10 protein-coding genes and 1 pseudogene are annotated in these 16,619 nt (G+C 66.7%); 3 read left to right on the top strand and 8 right to left on the bottom strand.

Features of this window, described 5'->3' with window-relative positions; translation table 11 throughout:
* Positions 1 to 51: 51 nt before the first annotated feature.
* The 5 genes from WKW79_RS19080 to glpD are packed head-to-tail and all read right to left on the bottom strand — an operon-like array spanning position 52 to position 5,513.
* Positions 52 to 864, bottom strand: coding sequence for a carbohydrate ABC transporter permease (locus WKW79_RS19080; RefSeq protein WP_340336764.1), 813 nt, complete (start codon positions 862 to 864; stop codon positions 52 to 54).
* Positions 861 to 1,751 carry a carbohydrate ABC transporter permease gene (locus tag WKW79_RS19075; protein WP_340336763.1) on the bottom strand — a complete coding sequence of 297 codons (891 nt, stop codon included), beginning with the start codon at positions 1,749 to 1,751 and terminating at the stop codon, positions 861 to 863. Before WKW79_RS19075 ends, WKW79_RS19080 begins: the two co-directional genes overlap by 4 nt.
* Positions 1,752 to 1,761: 10 nt before the next feature.
* On the bottom strand, positions 1,762 to 2,832 hold the full coding sequence (locus WKW79_RS19070) for an ABC transporter ATP-binding protein (protein ID WP_340336762.1): 1,071 nt from the start codon (positions 2,830 to 2,832) through the stop codon (positions 1,762 to 1,764).
* A gap of 12 nt (positions 2,833 to 2,844) precedes the next feature.
* Positions 2,845 to 3,918, bottom strand: a complete 1,074-nt coding sequence (locus tag WKW79_RS19065) for an ABC transporter ATP-binding protein (RefSeq protein WP_340336761.1) — start codon at positions 3,916 to 3,918, stop codon at positions 2,845 to 2,847.
* Complete coding sequence (gene glpD, locus WKW79_RS19060) at positions 3,909 to 5,513, bottom strand: glycerol-3-phosphate dehydrogenase (protein ID WP_340336760.1); 1,605 nt, start codon at positions 5,511 to 5,513, stop codon at positions 3,909 to 3,911. Before glpD ends, WKW79_RS19065 begins: the two co-directional genes overlap by 10 nt.
* A gap of 109 nt (positions 5,514 to 5,622) precedes the next feature.
* On the opposite strand from glpD, the gene WKW79_RS19055 reads away from it, so the two are divergent.
* Together WKW79_RS19055 and glpK are read left to right on the top strand one after the other, a co-directional pair.
* Positions 5,623 to 6,390, top strand: a complete 768-nt coding sequence (locus tag WKW79_RS19055) for a DeoR/GlpR family DNA-binding transcription regulator (protein WP_340336759.1) — start codon at positions 5,623 to 5,625, stop codon at positions 6,388 to 6,390.
* Entirely contained in the window at positions 6,387 to 7,883 is a 1,497-nt protein-coding gene (glpK, locus tag WKW79_RS19050) for a glycerol kinase GlpK (protein WP_340336758.1), read from the top strand. The genes WKW79_RS19055 and glpK overlap by 4 nt, the downstream gene beginning before the upstream one ends.
* A gap of 7 nt (positions 7,884 to 7,890) precedes the next feature.
* Here glpK and WKW79_RS19045 read toward each other — a convergent pair whose 3' ends face one another.
* The 3 genes and pseudogenes from WKW79_RS19045 to WKW79_RS19035 form a co-directional block, all read right to left on the bottom strand.
* Complete coding sequence (locus WKW79_RS19045) at positions 7,891 to 8,844, bottom strand: alpha-E domain-containing protein (protein WP_340336757.1); 954 nt, start codon at positions 8,842 to 8,844, stop codon at positions 7,891 to 7,893.
* Positions 8,845 to 8,865: 21 nt separating this feature from the next.
* Entirely contained in the window at positions 8,866 to 10,371 is a 1,506-nt protein-coding gene (locus WKW79_RS19040; RefSeq protein WP_340336756.1) for a circularly permuted type 2 ATP-grasp protein, read from the bottom strand.
* 77 nt (positions 10,372 to 10,448) lie between these two features.
* Positions 10,449 to 12,858 (bottom strand): annotated as a pseudogene (locus WKW79_RS19035) (DNA internalization-related competence protein ComEC/Rec2).
* Positions 12,859 to 13,037: 179 nt separating this feature from the next.
* Here WKW79_RS19035 and WKW79_RS19030 point away from each other — a divergent pair.
* Positions 13,038 to 16,619 (top strand): transglutaminase family protein, encoded by a 3,582-nt coding sequence (locus tag WKW79_RS19030; protein WP_340336755.1) that lies wholly within the window; start codon positions 13,038 to 13,040, stop codon positions 16,617 to 16,619.

Below are 16,619 nucleotides of genomic sequence, written 5' to 3'. Positions count from 1 at the left end.
TGACGCCGCGTGCCCCTACCCCTGCCCTCCCCCAGCGGGGGAGGGAGAAATTCAAACCCGCCCCATCGCGAAGCCCTTCGCGATGTAGTGCCGCACAAACCAGATCACGATCGCTCCCGGCACGATGGTCAGCACGCCCGCCGCCGCAAGGGTCGCCCAGTCCATGCCCGACGCGCTCACCGTCCGCGTCATCGTCGCCACGATCGGCTTGGCATTCACGCTGGTCAGCGTCCGCGCCAGCAGCAGTTCGACCCAGCTGAACATGAAGCAGAAGAAGGCCGCGACGCCGACGCCCGCCTTGATCAGCGGCAGGAAGATCGTGAGGAAGAAGCGTGGGAACGAATAGCCATCGATGTAGGCCGTCTCGTCGATCTCGCGCGGAATGCCGCTCATGAAGCCTTCCAGGATCCACACCGCCAGCGGCACGTTGAACAGCAGGTGTGCCAGCGCCACGCCCAGGTGCGTGTCCATCAGGCCGACCGTGCTGTAGAGCTGGAAGAAGGGCAGCAGGAACACGGCCGGCGGCGTCATGCGGTTCGTCAGCAGCCAGAAGAACACATGCTTGTCGCCGAGGAAGGAGTAGCGGGAGAAGGCGTACGCGGCCGGCAATGCGACCGTGAGCGAGATCACCGTGTTGATGCCCACGTAGATCAGGCTGTTGATGTAGCCCGAGTACCAGGACTCGTCCGTGAAGATGCGCGCGTAGTTGGCCAGCGTGAAGTGCTGCGGAAAGAAGGAGAAGCTCGACAGGATCTCCTCGTTCGTCTTGAAGCTCATGTTGACCATCCAGTAGATGGGCAGCAGCGCGAAGACGATGTATGCGAGCAGGAAGATCGTGCGCTTCCACGAGGTTTGTTCGGTCATTTCGGCTCCTCCACTTCCTGCGTCCCGACCCGCTGCATCCAGTTGTAGAGCACGAAGCACAGCAGCAAGATGATCAGGAAGTAGATCAGCGAGAACGCGGCCGCCGGCCCCAGGTCGAACTGCCCGACCGCCTTTTGCGTCAGGTACTGGCTCAGGAAGGTCGTCGCATTGCCCGGCCCGCCGCCGGTCAGCACGAAGGGCTCCGTGTAGATCATGAAGCTGTCCATGAAGCGCAGCAGCACCGCGATCATCAGCACGCCGCGCATCTTCGGCAGCTGGATGTAGCGGAACACCGCGAACTTGCTCGCGCCGTCGATGCGCGCCGCCTGGTAGTAGGCATCGGGGATCGATCGCAGGCCCGCATAGCAGAGCAGCGCGACCAGCGGCGTCCAGTGCCAGACGTCCATCACCAGCACCGTCAGCCATGCATGCGTCGCGTTGCCGGTGTAGCTGTACTCGATGCCCATCAGCTGGATCATGTGCCCCAGCAGTCCGATGTCGGAGCGGCCGTAGATCTGCCAGATCGTGCCGACCACGTTCCACGGAATCAGCAACGACAGCGCCACGATCACCAGCACCGCCGATGCCTTCCATCCGGTGGCTGGCATCGACAGGGCCAGCAGGATGCCCAGCGGGATCTCCACCGCCAGCACCGCGAGCGAGAAACCGAGTTGCCGGTACAGCGCCGAATGCAGTTCGTCGTCGCGCATCACCGAGGCGAACCATTCGGTGCCGACGAACACGCGCCGCTCGGGCGAGATGATGTCCTGCACCGAGTAGTTCACCACCGTCATCAGCGGCACGATGGCCGAGAAGGCGACGCAGATCAGCACCGGCAGCACCAGCAGCCATGCCTTCTGGTTGATGGGTTTGGTCGTCGTGCTCATGTCGTTCCCCTCATGCGACGAGTTCTTCGTTCTGGTAGTAGCAGGTGTGGCCGTCGACCACGCGCAGCCATACGGCCTCGCCGACGGCGGGCGCGGGCGCATCGGAATGCAGGCGCGCCTTGAGCAGCACGCCGCCCGCCGCGGCCGTCAGCATCACGTGCGTGCCGACGTCCTGCACCAGCGTCACCGTGGCCGGCACCGCGCCTGGCGACTGCGGCGCCGCCAGCTTCAGGTACTCCGGCCGGATGCCGACCTTGAGCGGGCCCCCGGGCAGTTCACGCGGCGCACGCATCCGCGTGCCCGCGACTTCCAGCATGCCGCCCGCGCTGTGCGCCTCCAGGAAGTTCATGCCCGGCGAGCCGATGAAATGCCCGACGAAGGTGTGCGCCGGCCGCTCGAACAAGGCCTCGGCGCTGCCGACCTGCACCGCCTTGCCGCGGGTCATCACCACCACCTCCTCGGCAAAGGTCAGCGCCTCCACCTGGTCGTGCGTGACGTAGATCAGCGTGAGCTTCAACTCGCGATGGATCTGCTTGAGCTTGCGCCGCAGTTGCCACTTGAGGTGCGGGTCGATCACGGTGAGCGGCTCGTCGAACAGCACGGCCGAGACGTCGCTGCGCACCAGGCCGCGCCCCAGCGAGATCTTCTGCTTGGCATCGGCTGCGAGTCCCGCCGCGCGCTGGTTCAACTGGCCGCTCATCTCGAGCATCTCGGCAATCTCGCCGACGCGCTTCTTGATCTGCTCTTCCGGCACCTTGCGGTTGCGCAGCGGAAAGGCCAGGTTCTGCGCCACGGTCATCGTGTCGTAGATGACCGGGAACTGGAACACCTGCGCGATGTTGCGATCCTGCGGCGTGGCGTTGGTGACGTCGCGGCCATCGAACATCACCGTGCCCTGCGATGGCTTGAGCAGGCCCGAGATGATGTTGAGCATGGTCGTCTTGCCGCAACCCGACGGCCCGAGCAGCGCATAGGCGCCGCCGTCGCGGAAGCTCATCTTGAGTGGCAGCAGCGCGTAATCGCTCTCCTGCCGGGGGTTGGGCCGGTAGGCGTGGGCGAGGTCGAGGTCGATGCGGGACATGCCTTGTCTACCTCACTGCGCCCGGCGCCATGCGGGCGCCACAGAAAGCTTGCCGGCGCCGTCGAACACATAGGCCTGGTCTGCGCGGAAGTACAAGGTGATCGCCTCGTTGAGGTCCAGCTTGTGCACGCCGGTGAGCTGGGCCACGAGTTCGCCGACCACGGTGTGCACATGCACGAAGGTGTCGGAGCCCGAGATCTCTGCGAGTTCCACCTTGCCCGGCAGCACGATGTCGCCCTCGCCCGCGTTCACGTTCAACGCGCTGGCGCGCAGGCCGACGGTGACCGCACCCTCGGTACCGGCCGGCGTCGCCAAGGGCAGTAGCGGCCCGCCTTCGAGTTGCACGCCACCGGCAACCACGCGCCCGGCCAGCAGGTTCATCGGCGGGTCGCTGAAGGCACGCGCCACGCGCAGCGATTGCGGCGCGTGAAACACCTCGGCGGTCGGCCCGTACTGCAGCAGTTCGCCGGCATCGAGCACGGCGGTGTAGCCGCCCAGCAGCAGCGCCTCTCCCGGCTCCGTGGTGGCGTAGATCACAGTGGAATCACCACTCGCGAAGAGCTGCGTGAGTTCTTCGCGCAGCCCCTCGCGCAGCTTGTAGTCGAGGTTGACCAGCGGCTCGTCGAGCAGCATCAGCGGCGCGTTCTTGGCCAGCGCGCGGGCCAGCGCCACGCGCTGCTGCTGACCGCCCGAGAGTTCCTGCGGATAGCGGTCCAGGAACATGCCGATGTGCAGCTTGTCGGCCAGCGCCTTGACGCGCGTATGGATGTCCTTTTCCCCGCGCAATTTCAGCGGCGAGGCGATGTTGTCGGCCACCGTGAGCGAGGGGTAGTTGATGAACTGCTGGTAGACCATGGCCACGTTGCGCTGGCGCACCGGCATGCCGGTGACATCCGTGCCGTCGACGGTCACCTTGCCCTGCGTCGGCGCGTCCAGGCCCGCCATCAGGCGCATCAGGCTGGTCTTGCCCGATTGCGTGGCGCCCAGCAGGACCGTGACGGCACCGGGCGTCGGCGCGATGCTCTGCTCGTAGAGCCAGGTCTGCGCGCCGACCTTCTTGGTGACATGCTCCAGCTTCAGTTGCATGCGTGAGTCCCTTCTTCGATTCTTGTTGTGCTGAACCAGGCCTCGACCGCGGCACGCTCCGCGGCGCTGTAGTGCAGGCCCAGCTTGGACCGGCGCCACAACACATCATCCGCGGTCGTCGCCCATTCACTCGTTTGCAGGTAGCGCAGCTCGCGCTCGTGAAGGCCCGGGGCCACTTCGGCGCCCATGTCGGCCATCGACCTCGCATCGCCCAGCACAAGGTCGACGCGTGAACCATAGGCACGGGCGAGCCGCCGGGCAAGCGTTGCGGGCAGCCACGCATGCTTCTGCTGCATCGCCACCACAAAGCGCTCGAAATCCGCATCGGGCTTGATGGCCTTGCCGATCCACGGTGACAGGTCGCCACCCGCGAGAAAGGCGCCATCGGTCCAGGCCGGACGCGCCTCGCCGAGCATCCGGCTGACTTCATCGGCAGCGTCCTCGGCCAGCTTGCGAAAGGTCGTGATCTTGCCGCCCCACACCGACATCAGCGGCGCCGCCTCGCTGTTCGGCTCCAGCAGGTAGTCACGCGTGACGGCCGAGGGGTCGCCCGAATCGTCGTCGAGCAGCGGACGCACGCCGGCATAGGTCCAGGCCACGTCGGCCGGCACGACCGGCTTCTCGAAATAGCGGCTGGCCTGCGTGCAGAGGTAGACGATCTCGTCCTCGGTGATGCGCGCGCCGGCCGGGTCGTCGCCTTCGATCTCGATGTCGGTGGTGCCGATCAGCGTGAAGTCGCCCTCGTAGGGGATCGCGAAGATGATCCGCTTGTCGGGGTTCTGGAAGATGTAGGCGTGGTCGTGCGTGAAAAGGCGCGGCACGACGATGTGGCTGCCCTTGACCAAGCGCAGGCTCTTGGTGGCCAGGGTCTCGCCACGCGCCGAACGGGCGACGCCGCGGAGGAAGGATTCAGCCCACGGTCCGGCCGCATTGACCACTGCCCTCGCCCGCACGGTCCGCGTGCCATCCGCGCCTTCGAGCGTGGCGACCCATCCGTCACTGCCGCGTTGCGCCGACACGCAGCGCGTGCGCGTGAACACCTGCGCCCCGCGCTCGCGCGCATCGATCGCGTTGAGCACCACGAGGCGCGCATCGTCGACCCAGCCGTCGGAATAGACGAAGCCGCGGCTGTAGCTCTTCTTCAACGGTGCGCCGGCCGCGTGCCTGCGCAAGCTCACCGTGCGCGACCCCGGCAGTACTTCTCGCCTTGCAAGATGGTCGTACATGAACAGCCCGATCCGGATCATCCAGGCCGGCCGCATCGACGGGTCGTGCGGCATGACGAAGCGCAGCGGCCACATGATGTGCGGCGCGCTTTTGAGCAACACCTCGCGCTCTTGCAAAGCCTTGCGTACAAGAGAAAACTCGTAGTACTCGAGGTAGCGCAGGCCGCCATGGATCAGCTTGGTGGAGGACGAGGATGTGTGCGAGGCCAGGTCGTCTTTCTCGCAAAGCACCACGCGCCAGCCCCGCCCCGCCAGGTCCCGCGCGATGCCGCAACCGTTGATCCCGCCGCCCACGATCAACACGTCGCAATCGATGTCGCGACCCGGCGGAGAGGAAGAGTTGGCGCTCACGGCTAGGCTGCAATGCATTTGCGAATTTGTTCATTCTTATTCCTTCATGCGCGCTTACCCTCGGAGTTTTCCCTTAGACGCATTCGTTTCTTTTCGTTCTATAAAGTTTTCACACTGCGCCTGCTTGATGTCCTCCAACCCCAATCCCCGGCAAATCCACCTCCTCGACACGGTGCGCGAGCGCGGCTCGGCCACCGTCGAGGAGCTGGCGGAGATGCTCGACGTCACGCTGCAGACCGTGCGCCGCGACGTGCAGCGCCTGGCCGATGAAGGGGTGCTGACGCGCTTCCATGGCGGCGTGCGCGTGCCGAGTTCGACGACGGAAAACATCGGCTACCAGCAGCGCGAGACCCTGCATGCGGAAGGCAAGGCACGCATTGCCCGCGCCGTGGCCGGCCAAGTGCCCAACAATTGCTCGCTGATCCTCAATATCGGCACCACGACGGAAGCCATCGCCAAGGCGCTGCTGCGCCACACCGGCCTGCGCGTGATCACCAACAACCTGAACGTCGCGGCCATCCTCAGCGACAACCCGCAGTGCGAGGTGATCGTGGCCGGTGGCTCGGTGCGCCCGCGCGACCGCGCCATCGTCGGCGAGGCCACGGTCGATTTCATTCGCCAGTTCAAGGTCGACATTGCGCTGATAGGCGTGTCGAGCATCGAGTCCGACGGGTCCTTGCGCGACTTCGACCTGCGCGAGGTAAAGGTCGCGCAGACCATCATCGCGCAGGCGCGCGAGGTCTGGCTTGCCACCGACGTCAGCAAGTTCAACCGCCCTGCGATGATCCAGCTGGGGCATCTTTCGCAGATCGACCGCTTGTTCACCGACGCGCCGCCGCCACCGCCCTACCCCGACCTGCTGGCGCGCGCACAAGTCCGCCTGGAAATCGCATGACCGCCTATTTGCTGGCCCTGGATCAGGGCACCTCCAGTTCACGCAGCATCGTGTTCGACCGCGTCGGCCGCATCGTCTCGATGGCGCAGCGCGAATTGACCCAGATCTACCCGCAGCCCGGCTGGGTCGAGCACGACCCCAAGGAGATCTGGGAGAGCCAGATCGCCACCGCACGCGAGGCGCTGCTCAAGGGCGGGCTGACCGCAAAGGACATCCGCGCGGCCGGCATCACCAACCAGCGCGAGACCACGCTGCTGTGGAACCGCAAAACCGGCGAGCCGGTGCACAACGCCATCGTCTGGCAGGACCGCCGCGCCGAACCGCTTTGCGCGCGCCTGCGCGAGGATGGTTTGACGGACACCATCCGCGACAAGACCGGCCTGGTCATCGACGCCTACTTCTCCGGCACCAAGCTGCAATGGCTGCTGGACAACGTGTCCGGCGCACGCACCGCGGCCGAGAGCGGCGAGCTCGCCTTCGGCACCGTCGACAGCTGGCTCATCTGGCGGCTGACCGGCGGCAAGGTCCATGTCACCGACGTGAGCAACGCCTCGCGCACGATGCTCTTCAATGTGCACACCAACAGCTGGGATGCCGAGTTGCTGAAGGCGTTGAACATCCCCGAGGCGCTGATGCCCGCAGTGCAGCCGTCGAGCTCGCACTTCGCCGACGTGGAAGTCGCCTCGCTCGGCCGCCCCTTGCCGATCGGCGGCGTGGCCGGCGACCAGCAGAGCGCCCTGTTCGGCCAAGCCTGCTTCGAAGCGGGCATGGCCAAGAACACCTATGGCACCGGCTGCTTCATGCTGATGCACACCGGGGCCGAATTCCAGCCTTCGCAGAACGGCCTGCTCGTGACCAGCGCCGCGCAGACCAGCGCGACGCCGCAGTACGCGATGGAAGGCAGTGTGTTCGTGGGTGGCGCGGTGGTGCAGTGGCTGCGCGACGGCCTCAAGGCCATCGAAGGCAGCGCGCAGGTGCAGGCGCTGGCCGAGAGCGTGCCCGACGCGGGCGGCGTGATGATGGTGCCGGCCTTCACAGGCCTGGGCGCGCCCTACTGGAATGCGGATGCGCGCGGCACGATCACCGGCTTGACGCGCGGCACGACGCTCGGCCATGTGGCGCGCGCCGCGCTGGAAAGCATCGCCTACCAGAGCGCTGCGCTGTTGCAAGCGATGAGCCGCGATGCCGTTGCTGCCGGCGGCCGGCCCGTGGCGGAGCTGCGCGTGGATGGCGGCGCCAGCGTCAACGACCTGCTGATGCAGTTCCAGGCGGACCTGCTGGGCATTCCGGTGGTGCGACCCGAGGTGACCGAGACGACAGCCCTCGGTGCGGCCTATCTCGCGGGCCTGTCGACCGGCGTCTACAGCGACGTGTCACAACTCTCCAGCCTGTGGAGCGTGGAGCGTCGCTTCATGCCGACTTGGAGCCGGACGCAGGCGAATGAAGCGATGGCGCGCTGGGAGCATGCGGTGCGCCAGGCCGTGGCGCCTTGAGCCGAGTTCAGTGCGTTGGAACGAGAAAGTCCTGGCTGATCCGCCACCCCAGCTCATTCACCCGATCCAGGAACTGCGTCAGGTAGGCATGCAGCCCCGTCGCCAGGATCTCGTCAACCCGCGCATATTGCAGATCCGCCAGCAGCTTGCCCGCACGCCGTTGCGTCTCCGCACTCTGGTCGTTCGCCACCTTCGCCAGGTTCGCCACCACCTCGGCCAGGCTCGCATGCAATGACCGCGGCATATCGGCGCGCAGGATCAGCAACTCCGCCACGCGTTCCGGCTTGATCACGTCGCGGTACACCTTGCGGTAGACCTCGAAGGCCGAGACGCTGCGCAGGATCGCGCTCCAGTGATAGAAGTCGTACTCTTGGTCGCTGGCGCCCTGGCCGAAGAACTCGCTGTTCATCGCGTGGAACTTCACGTCCACCAGGCGCGCCGTGTTGTCGGCCCGCTCCAGGAAGGTGCCCAGGCGCGAGAAGTAGAAGGCCTCGTCCTGCAGCATCGTGCCCAGCGTGACGCCGCGCGACAAATGCGAGCGGAACTTCACCCATTCGAAGAACTGCCCCGGATCGCGTTCGAAGTCGCCCGCGCGCAGCATGCGGTTGACCTCCAGCCAAGTGGTGTTCTGCGTCTCCCACGCCTCTGTGGTCAGCGCGCCGCGCACCGCACGCGCGTTCTCGCGCGCGGCCCGCAGGCAGGACACGATGGACGACGGGTTGTCCTCGTCCTTGACCATGAACTCCATGACCTGCGCCGGCACGATCTGTTCGTGCGTCTTGCGGTACGAAGGCAGCAGTTCGCTGATCGACAGAAGCCCTTGCCAGCCATGCCGGGCGACTTCAGCCGACTGCGGCAGCAGCGAAGTCTGGTAGTTCACGTCGAGCATGCGCGCGGTGTTCTCCGCGCGCTCGGTGTAACGCGACATCCAGTAGAGGTGATCGGCGGTGCGAGACAACATCTGTGTGTTTTCCTGTCGTTGTTAGGCCGATGGGGTTTGCGATTGCGATTGCGACTGCGTGGGTGCCGCGACCGAGCGCCGGTCCGCTTCCAGCACCCAGGTGTCCTTGGTGCCGCCGCCCTGCGAGGAGTTGACCACCAGCGAGCCTTCCTTCAGCGCCACGCGGGTGAGGCCGCCCGGCACCATCTGCACTTCCTTGCCCGACAGCACGAAGGGCCGCAGGTCGATGTGGCGCGGCGCGATGCCGGCGTCGACGAAGGTCGGTGAACTCGACAGGCTCAGCGTCGGTTGCGCGATGTAGCCATCGGGCTTGGCCAGCACGGCCTTCTTGAAGTCCTCGATCTCGGCCTGCGTCGCAGCCGGGCCGATCAGCATGCCGTAACCACCGGCACCGTGCACTTCCTTGACGACCAGGTCCTTCATGTTCGAGATGACGTACTCCAGCTCGTCCTTGTTGCGGCACATGTACGTCGGCACGTTCTTGAGGATCGGCTTCTCGTTCAGGTAGAACTCGATCATCTTCGGCACGTAGGGGTAGATCGACTTGTCGTCGGCCACGCCGGTGCCCACGGCGTTGGATATGGCGACGTTGCCGGCGCGGTAGGCGCGCATCAGGCCGGCGCAACCCAGCGTGGACGTGGGGCGGAACACCTCCGGGTCGAGGAAGTCGTCATCGACCCGGCGGTAGATCACGTCGACCCGCTTCGGCCCGCGCGTGGTGCGCATGTAGACGAAGTCGTCCTTGACGAACAGGTCCTGCCCTTCGACCAGTTCCACGCCCATCTGCTGCGCGAGGAACGCGTGCTCGAAGTAGGCGCTGTTGTACATGCCCGGCGTGAGCACCACCACCGTGGGCTCGGGCGTGGCCGGCGGGGCGATGGCGCGCAGCGTTTCCAGCAGCAGGTCGGGGTAGTGGGCGACGGGCGCGACGCGGTTCTGGTTGAACAGCTCCGGGAAGAGCCGCATCATCATCTTGCGGTTCTCGAGCATGTAGCTCACGCCGCTGGGTACGCGCAGGTTGTCTTCGAGCACGTAGTACTCGCCGCTGCCGGTGGCATCCGGGGCACGCACGATGTCGATGCCGGCGATGCTGGAGTAGACGTTGAACGGCACGTTCACGCCCATCATCTCGGGCCGGAACTGGGCGTTGTCGCGGATCTGCTCGGCCGGGATGATGCCGGCCTTGATGATTTCCTGGTCGTGGTAGACGTCGTGGATGAAGCGGTTGAGCGCGTTGACGCGCTGGACCAGGCCCTTTTCCATGTTCGCCCATTCGTCGGCCGGGATGATGCGGGGCAGCAGGTCGAACGGGATCAGCCGCTCGGTGCCCGCGCCATCCTCGTCCTTGGCGCCATACACCGCGAAGGTGATGCCGACCCGGCGAAAGATCATTTCCGCCTCTTCGCGACGCGAGCGCATGACTTCGCCCGGTTGCTTGGCCAGCCATTGGTCGTAGCGCTGGTAGTGGCTTCGGATCGCGGCGCCTGCGTAGGGCTGCGACTCGTACATCTCGTCAAATTTGTGCATAGAGCGACCAATCTCCTTCGTTTCATAGCTTAGCAAGTTCAGGGCCAAATGCCCCCTCGGTCAACCCGATTGCGCGATCAATTCAAGGCGTGCTGCCAATAGCGCCGGGCGGCCGAGCGCTCGCAGGTCCAGGCCGCGGGCGAGGCGCTCTGCCAGCCAATGGCTCCGCAGTGCGGCGAGTCAACCAACGCGATGCCGCGCGCCTCGTAGCGCTTGCGCACCTCCTCGGCCGGATGGCCGAAGCGGTTGCGGTAGCCGGCCTGCACGAGTGCGATGCGCGGCTTCACGGTGTCGAGCAAGGGCGCGCTCGACGAGGTCTTGCTGCCGTGGTGCGGCACCAGCAGCATGTCGGCCCGCAATCCGGGCGCGCGTTTCACCAGCGCACTCTCCTGGTCGCGCTCGATGTCGCCGGCCAGCAGCGCGCTGGCGCGCCCGTTGTCGATGCGCAGCACGCAGGAGATGGCGTTGGGCTTGCTGGCGTACTGATAGTCGGCTTCCACCGGATGGAGGAATTCGAAGCTCACGCCGTCCCATTCCCATCGCTGGCCGGCCACACACCTGTCCGAATGGCGCAACTCCTGCAGGGGATTGCTGTCCTCGATCGAGCCTGCGCAACGCGGCTTGAGGCTGCATCGCCAGCACAGCCGGCGCACCGCCGGTGTGGTCGGCATCGCGATGGCTCAGCACCAGAGTGTCGAGGCGCACGTCCAGCGCGCGCAGCAGGGGCACCAGCACCCGCTGGCCGGCGTCGCTCTCCAGGCTGTAGCGCGGCCCGGTGTCGTAGAGCAAGGCATGGTGCGCGGTGCGGACCAGCACGGCATTGCCCTGGCCGATGTCCGCCGCCAGCAGGTCGAATTCGCCCGCTGCGGGACGCGCCGGCTGCCAGAGCAAGGCCGACAGCAGCAGCGGCAGGCCGAGCACCCGCATCGCCCATGGCAGCCGCATGCACAACAGCACCCCACCCGCCACGCCGCACAACGCCAGCCATGCCGGCGCTGCGCCGGTGGAAACAGTTGCCAGCGGCCACCCTGCCAACCATTGCAGGAACCAGGCAAGTCCTTGCACAGCCCAGGCCGCGACATCCCACAAAGGCGGTATCACGACGCCGATCATGGCAAGCGGCGTGACCACCAACGTGACCCACGGGATCGCAAGCGCATTCGCCAGCAGGCCGACCAGCGACACCTGTTGGAACAGCAGCAAGGTCAGCGGCGCCAGCGCCAGCGTCACCACCAGTTGCTCGCGCATCATGTGCCGCAGCCGGGTCAGGACGGTGGTCCGTCCGGCGTCCTGCGTTCCCGGGTCCGTCGCGAACAGCACGCCCACGGCGACGAAGCTGAGCCAGAAGCCCGCCTGCGTCAGCGCCCACGGGTCGAATGCCACCACCACCGCACAGGTGGCCAGCCACATGTTCGGTGCAGGCCATCGACGGCCGGTGAGGCGCAGCACGGCCACCGTCGAGAGCATGCTGATCGTGCGCTGCGAGGGCACGCCCCAGCCGCTGAACAGCGCGTAGAGCGTCGCCAGCACCACGCCTCCCACGAGTGCCGCGTTTGGCGCCGGCCAGGTCAGCATGCAACGCACGCTGCGCCGCCACAGCGCGCCCACGAGGGCAGCGGCGAGCCACGCGAACATGGTGATGTGCAGGCCGGAGATGCTCATCAGGTGCGCGACGCCGGTCGCGCGGAAGATGTCCCAGTCCGCCCGGTCAATGGCGCTCTGGTCGCCGGTGATCAGCGCCGCGATGACGCCGGCCAGGCGCTTGTCGGCCACGCGCTCGAACACCGCATCGCGCACCGACTCGCGGGCGCGCTCGATGGGGTGCTGCCACGTGGTGTCGATCCGCTCGGGCGGCACGTCGCCCGCCCCTGCGCGCACGTAGCCGGCCGCGCGCACGCCCTGCTCCCACATGACCAGTTCATAGTCGAAGCCGTGCGGGTTCAGGTTGCCATGCGGCGCCTTGAGCCGCACGGTCATGCGCCAGCGCTCGCCGGCATGCAGGTCGCCGGGCGGGGGTGCGGGCCCGGTCGGCGCGTCGCCGCGCGCAGGGCGGGCCCAGAGGCCGGTGTTCTCGGCATGCCAGCCCAATGCGATTGTGGCGGGCCAGCGCGCAGGCTCGGTGGCATCGGCACCGGCGCCCTTGCCCGCCCACTTCGCCGACTCCACATCCAGCCGGAAGCGCAGCGCGCCATCGCCGCGCTGCGGCATCTGGGCCACCACGCCGACCACCTGGATGTCGCGCCCTTCGAGCACAGGGTCCAGCGCCCCGTCCGCGTATATCGCCGCGCGTGCGCCGACCAGGCCAAAGCCGGCCACGGTGCCGAGCAGCAGCGCCACGAGCCAGGTTGCCGCGCCCGCACGCTTGCGCAGGCGTTGCAGGGCCCACAACGCCACGACTCCAGACAGGGCCAAGGCAAGGTACCACCACACAAGCCACAGCCCGGACTGCTGCAATTGCAGGCCCGCACCCAGCACTGAACCGGCCATCGCAGCAAAGGCCCACGGGCGGCGCTGGCCGGTGTCTTCGTCCTCCCCGACGGCCCTCATCGACGTCTCTTCCGCCCCACGTTCCCCACTCCGTCCCTTCGCGCATTGGCGCGTTAATTGCATGCTTGTGGGCTAGTATGCGTGCGCCACTGGCGCCTCTTCACGACACTTCAAAACAAATGTCCATCCACGCCGCGCTCCACCACGTCACCCACTACAAATACGACCGCCCCGTGCAATTGGGGCCGCAGGTCGTGCGCCTGCGTCCCGCGCCGCATTGCCGCAGCAATGTCATCTCGTATTCGCTGCAGGTCGAGCCCGCCGACCATTTCGTCAACTGGATGCAGGACCCGTTCGCCAACTACCAGGCGCGGCTGGTCTTCCCGCAGAAGACGCGCGAGTTCAAGGTTACCGTCGACCTCGTCGTCGAGATGGCGGTCTACAACCCCTTCGACTTCTTTCTGGAGCCGCAAGCGGAAAACTTCCCGTTCAAGTACACGGAATCGCAGGCCGAGGAACTGGCGCCCTACCTCGTCAAGGAAGAACCCACGCCGCTGTTCAAGGCCTACCTCGACAAGGTCGACCGCAAGGAACAGCGCACCATCGACTTCCTGGTCGGCATCAACCAGCAGGTCCAGAAGGACATCAACTACCTGATCCGCATGGAGCCCGGCGTGCAGACGCCGGAAGAAACGCTGACCAACGCCAGCGGCTCCTGCCGCGACTCCGGTTGGCTGCTGGTGCAACTGTTGCGCCATTGCGGCCTGGCCGCGCGTTTCGTCTCCGGCTACCTGATCCAGCTCACGCCGGACGTCAAGGCGCTCGACGGCCCGAGCGGCACCACGGTCGACTTCACCGACCTGCATGCCTGGTGCGAAGTGTTCCTGCCCGGCGCCGGCTGGATCGGCCTGGATGCTACTTCGGGCCTGCTGGCCGGCGAAGGCCACATCCCGCTGGCCTGCACGCCGACGCCATCGAGCGCCGCGCCCATCGAAGGCGTGGTCGACGATGCCGAAGTCGACTTCGGCCACGAGATGAAGGTCACGCGCATCTACGAATCCCCGCGCGTCACCAAGCCCTACACCGAAGAGCAATGGGCCGAGGTGCTCAAGCTCGGCGAGTCCGTCGACAAGCGCCTTGTCGACGGCGACGTGCGCCTGACCATGGGCGGCGAGCCCACCTACGTGGCCACCAGCGATCGCGACGCCGCCGAATGGAACACCGATGCGCTCGGCCCGACGAAGCGCGGCTATGCCACCGAACTCGTGCACAAACTGCGCGCCGAATACGGCGACGGCGGCTTCCTGCACTTCGGCCAGGGCAAGTGGTATCCGGGCGAACAATTGCCGCGCTGGGCCTTGTCGATCTTCTGGCGCGCCGATGGCCAGAAGCTCTGGCACGACCCCGAGCTCTTCGCCGACGAGCGCGTGCCGACGCACTACACGAGCGAAGACGCGCGCCGCTTCACCACCGTGCTGGCTCACAAGCTCGGCCTCACCGAACGCTTCATCCAGCCCGGCTACGAGGACATCTACTACTACCTCTGGCGCGAGCGTCGCCTGCCGGTGAACGTCGACGTGTTCGAGTCCAAGCTCGACGACGAGATGGAGCGTATGCGCCTGCGCCGCGTGTTCACGCAGAAGCTCGATGCTGTGATCGGCTACATGCTGCCGATCGAGCCGACCAGTGCCGAGATCGATGCGCCGCCGCTCGAAGGCCCGGGCTGGAAGACCGGCCCCTGGTTCCTGCGCGACGATCGCCTGTTCCTGATCCCGGGCGACTCGCCGATGGGCTACCGCCTGCCGCTCGACTCGCAGCCGTGGGCCAGCAAGGGCGACTACCCCTACCTCGTCGACCGCGACCCGACCGCACCACGCGCCGCCTTGCCCACCGCCGCCCAGTACCAGGCCCGCTATGCCGCCACGGCGACCGCACCCGCCAGCGGCGCGGGCCTCGGCACGGCCTACGCATCCGCCAATGGCGCAGGCACTGGCACGGCCTACGCGCCGGCCACGCTGCAAGCCGGCGCCACGGGCGACCTGGCTGCCGTGCCCTATGCCTTCGGCACGCCGCCTGCAACCGGCACGGCGTTGAAGATGCAAGGCTCCGGCAAGCCCGCGCCCTTCGACGCCAGCGACACCGCCGACGTCATGCGCCAGCCCCGCCGCGGTGAATCGGCCCATTGGGTCACACGCACCGCCCTTTGCGTGGAAGTGCGCGACCCGCGCCGCGCCAACGGACCGGCCGCCGAGAAAGTCGGCAGCGCCTCCGGCGTGCTCTACGTCTTCATGCCGCCGCTGGCCCGCCTGGAGGACTACCTCGACCTCGTCGCCGCCGTCGAAGCCACGGCCGTGCAACTCGGCGTGAAGATCGTGATGGAAGGCTATCCGCCACCGCGCGACCCGCGCCTCAAGGTGCTGGCCGTCACGCCCGACCCCGGCGTCATCGAAGTCAACATCCATCCTGCCAATAACTGGCAAGAACTGGTCGACCACACCGAGTTCCTCTACAACGCCGCCTTCGAGACGCGCCTGTCGGCCGAGAAGTTCATGACCGACGGCCGCCACACCGGCACCGGCGGGGGCAACCACTTCGTGATGGGCGGCGCCACGCCCGCGGACAGCCCCTTCCTGCGCCGGCCGGAGTTGCTCGCCAGCCTGCTGCTCTACTGGCACAACCATCCGTCGTTGAGCTACCTGTTCTCGGGCATGTTCATCGGCCCGACCAGCCAGGCGCCGCGCGTCGACGAAGCCCGCAACGACCAGGTCTACGAACTGGAGATCGCGCTCAAGGAGATCGCGAAGAACCGCGAGATCTACGGCCAGAACATGCCGGCCTGGCTGGTCGACCGAACGCTGCGCAACATCCTCATCGACGTCTCGGGCAACACGCACCGCAGCGAGTTCTGCATCGACAAGCTCTACTCGCCCGACTCCAGCACCGGCCGCCTCGGCCTGCTGGAGCTGCGCGCTTTCGAAATGCCGCCGCATGCGCGCATGAGCATCGCGCAACAGTTGCTCATCCGTGCCCTGGTGGCCCGTTTCTGGGACGAGCCCTACAAGGCGCCGATGACGCGCTGGGGCACCGAGCTGCACGACCGCTTCTTGTTGCCGACCTTCGTCAAGATGGACTTCGACGACGTCATCACCGAGATGAAGCAAGCCGGCTTCGCCTTCGACGTGGACTGGTTCGCGCCGCACTTCGAGTTCCGATTCCCGCTCGTAGGCCAGGTGCAGGCGATGGGCGTCGAGCTCTCGCTGCGCAATGCGCTGGAACCGTGGCACGTGATGGGCGAGGAAGGCTCGGCCGGCGGCACCGTGCGCTATGTGGACTCCTCGCTGGAACGCATCGAGGTGCGCGTCACCGGCCTCAATGAGAGCCGCCACGTCATCACCGTCAACGGCAAGGTGCTGCCGTTGCAGCCGACCGGCACCGTTGGCGAATTCGTCGCCGGCGTGCGCTACAAGGCCTGGAACCCGCCGTCGGCACTGCATCCGAGCATCCCGGCGCATGCGCCGCTGACCTTCGACATCGTCGACACCTGGATGAAGCGTTCGCTGGGCGGCTGCCAGTACTTCGTCGCGCACCCGGGCGGCCGCAACTACGAGACCTTCCCGGTCAACGCCTACGAGGCCGAGAGCCGCCGCCATTCGCGCTTTGCACGCATGGGCCACACGCCCGGCCTGCTGAGCACGCCGCCGGCAACTATCGAACTGGCGGGCAGCCGCGAGTTCCCCTTTACCCTCGATTTGCGACGCTAG

Source organism: Variovorax robiniae (genome assembly GCF_037889955.1).
Classification (GTDB): Bacteria; Pseudomonadota; Gammaproteobacteria; order Burkholderiales; family Burkholderiaceae_C; genus Variovorax; species Variovorax robiniae.
This window is presented reverse-complemented; position numbering and strand designations above follow the sequence as displayed.

Coding starts and splice junctions, on each gene's coding strand:
- WKW79_RS19080 (WP_340336764.1), bottom strand. CDS start 864: ATGACCGAACAAACCTCGTGGAAGCGCACGATCTTCCTGCTCGCATAC.
- WKW79_RS19075 (WP_340336763.1), bottom strand. CDS start 1,751: ATGAGCACGACGACCAAACCCATCAACCAGAAGGCATGGCTGCTGGTG.
- WKW79_RS19070 (WP_340336762.1), bottom strand. CDS start 2,832: ATGTCCCGCATCGACCTCGACCTCGCCCACGCCTACCGGCCCAACCCC.
- WKW79_RS19065 (WP_340336761.1), bottom strand. CDS start 3,918: ATGCAACTGAAGCTGGAGCATGTCACCAAGAAGGTCGGCGCGCAGACC.
- glpD (WP_340336760.1), bottom strand. CDS start 5,513: ATGCATTGCAGCCTAGCCGTGAGCGCCAACTCTTCCTCTCCGCCGGGT.
- WKW79_RS19055 (WP_340336759.1), top strand. CDS start 5,623: ATGTCCTCCAACCCCAATCCCCGGCAAATCCACCTCCTCGACACGGTG.
- glpK (WP_340336758.1), top strand. CDS start 6,387: ATGACCGCCTATTTGCTGGCCCTGGATCAGGGCACCTCCAGTTCACGC.
- WKW79_RS19045 (WP_340336757.1), bottom strand. CDS start 8,844: ATGTTGTCTCGCACCGCCGATCACCTCTACTGGATGTCGCGTTACACC.
- WKW79_RS19040 (WP_340336756.1), bottom strand. CDS start 10,371: ATGCACAAATTTGACGAGATGTACGAGTCGCAGCCCTACGCAGGCGCC.
- WKW79_RS19030 (WP_340336755.1), top strand. CDS start 13,038: ATGTCCATCCACGCCGCGCTCCACCACGTCACCCACTACAAATACGAC.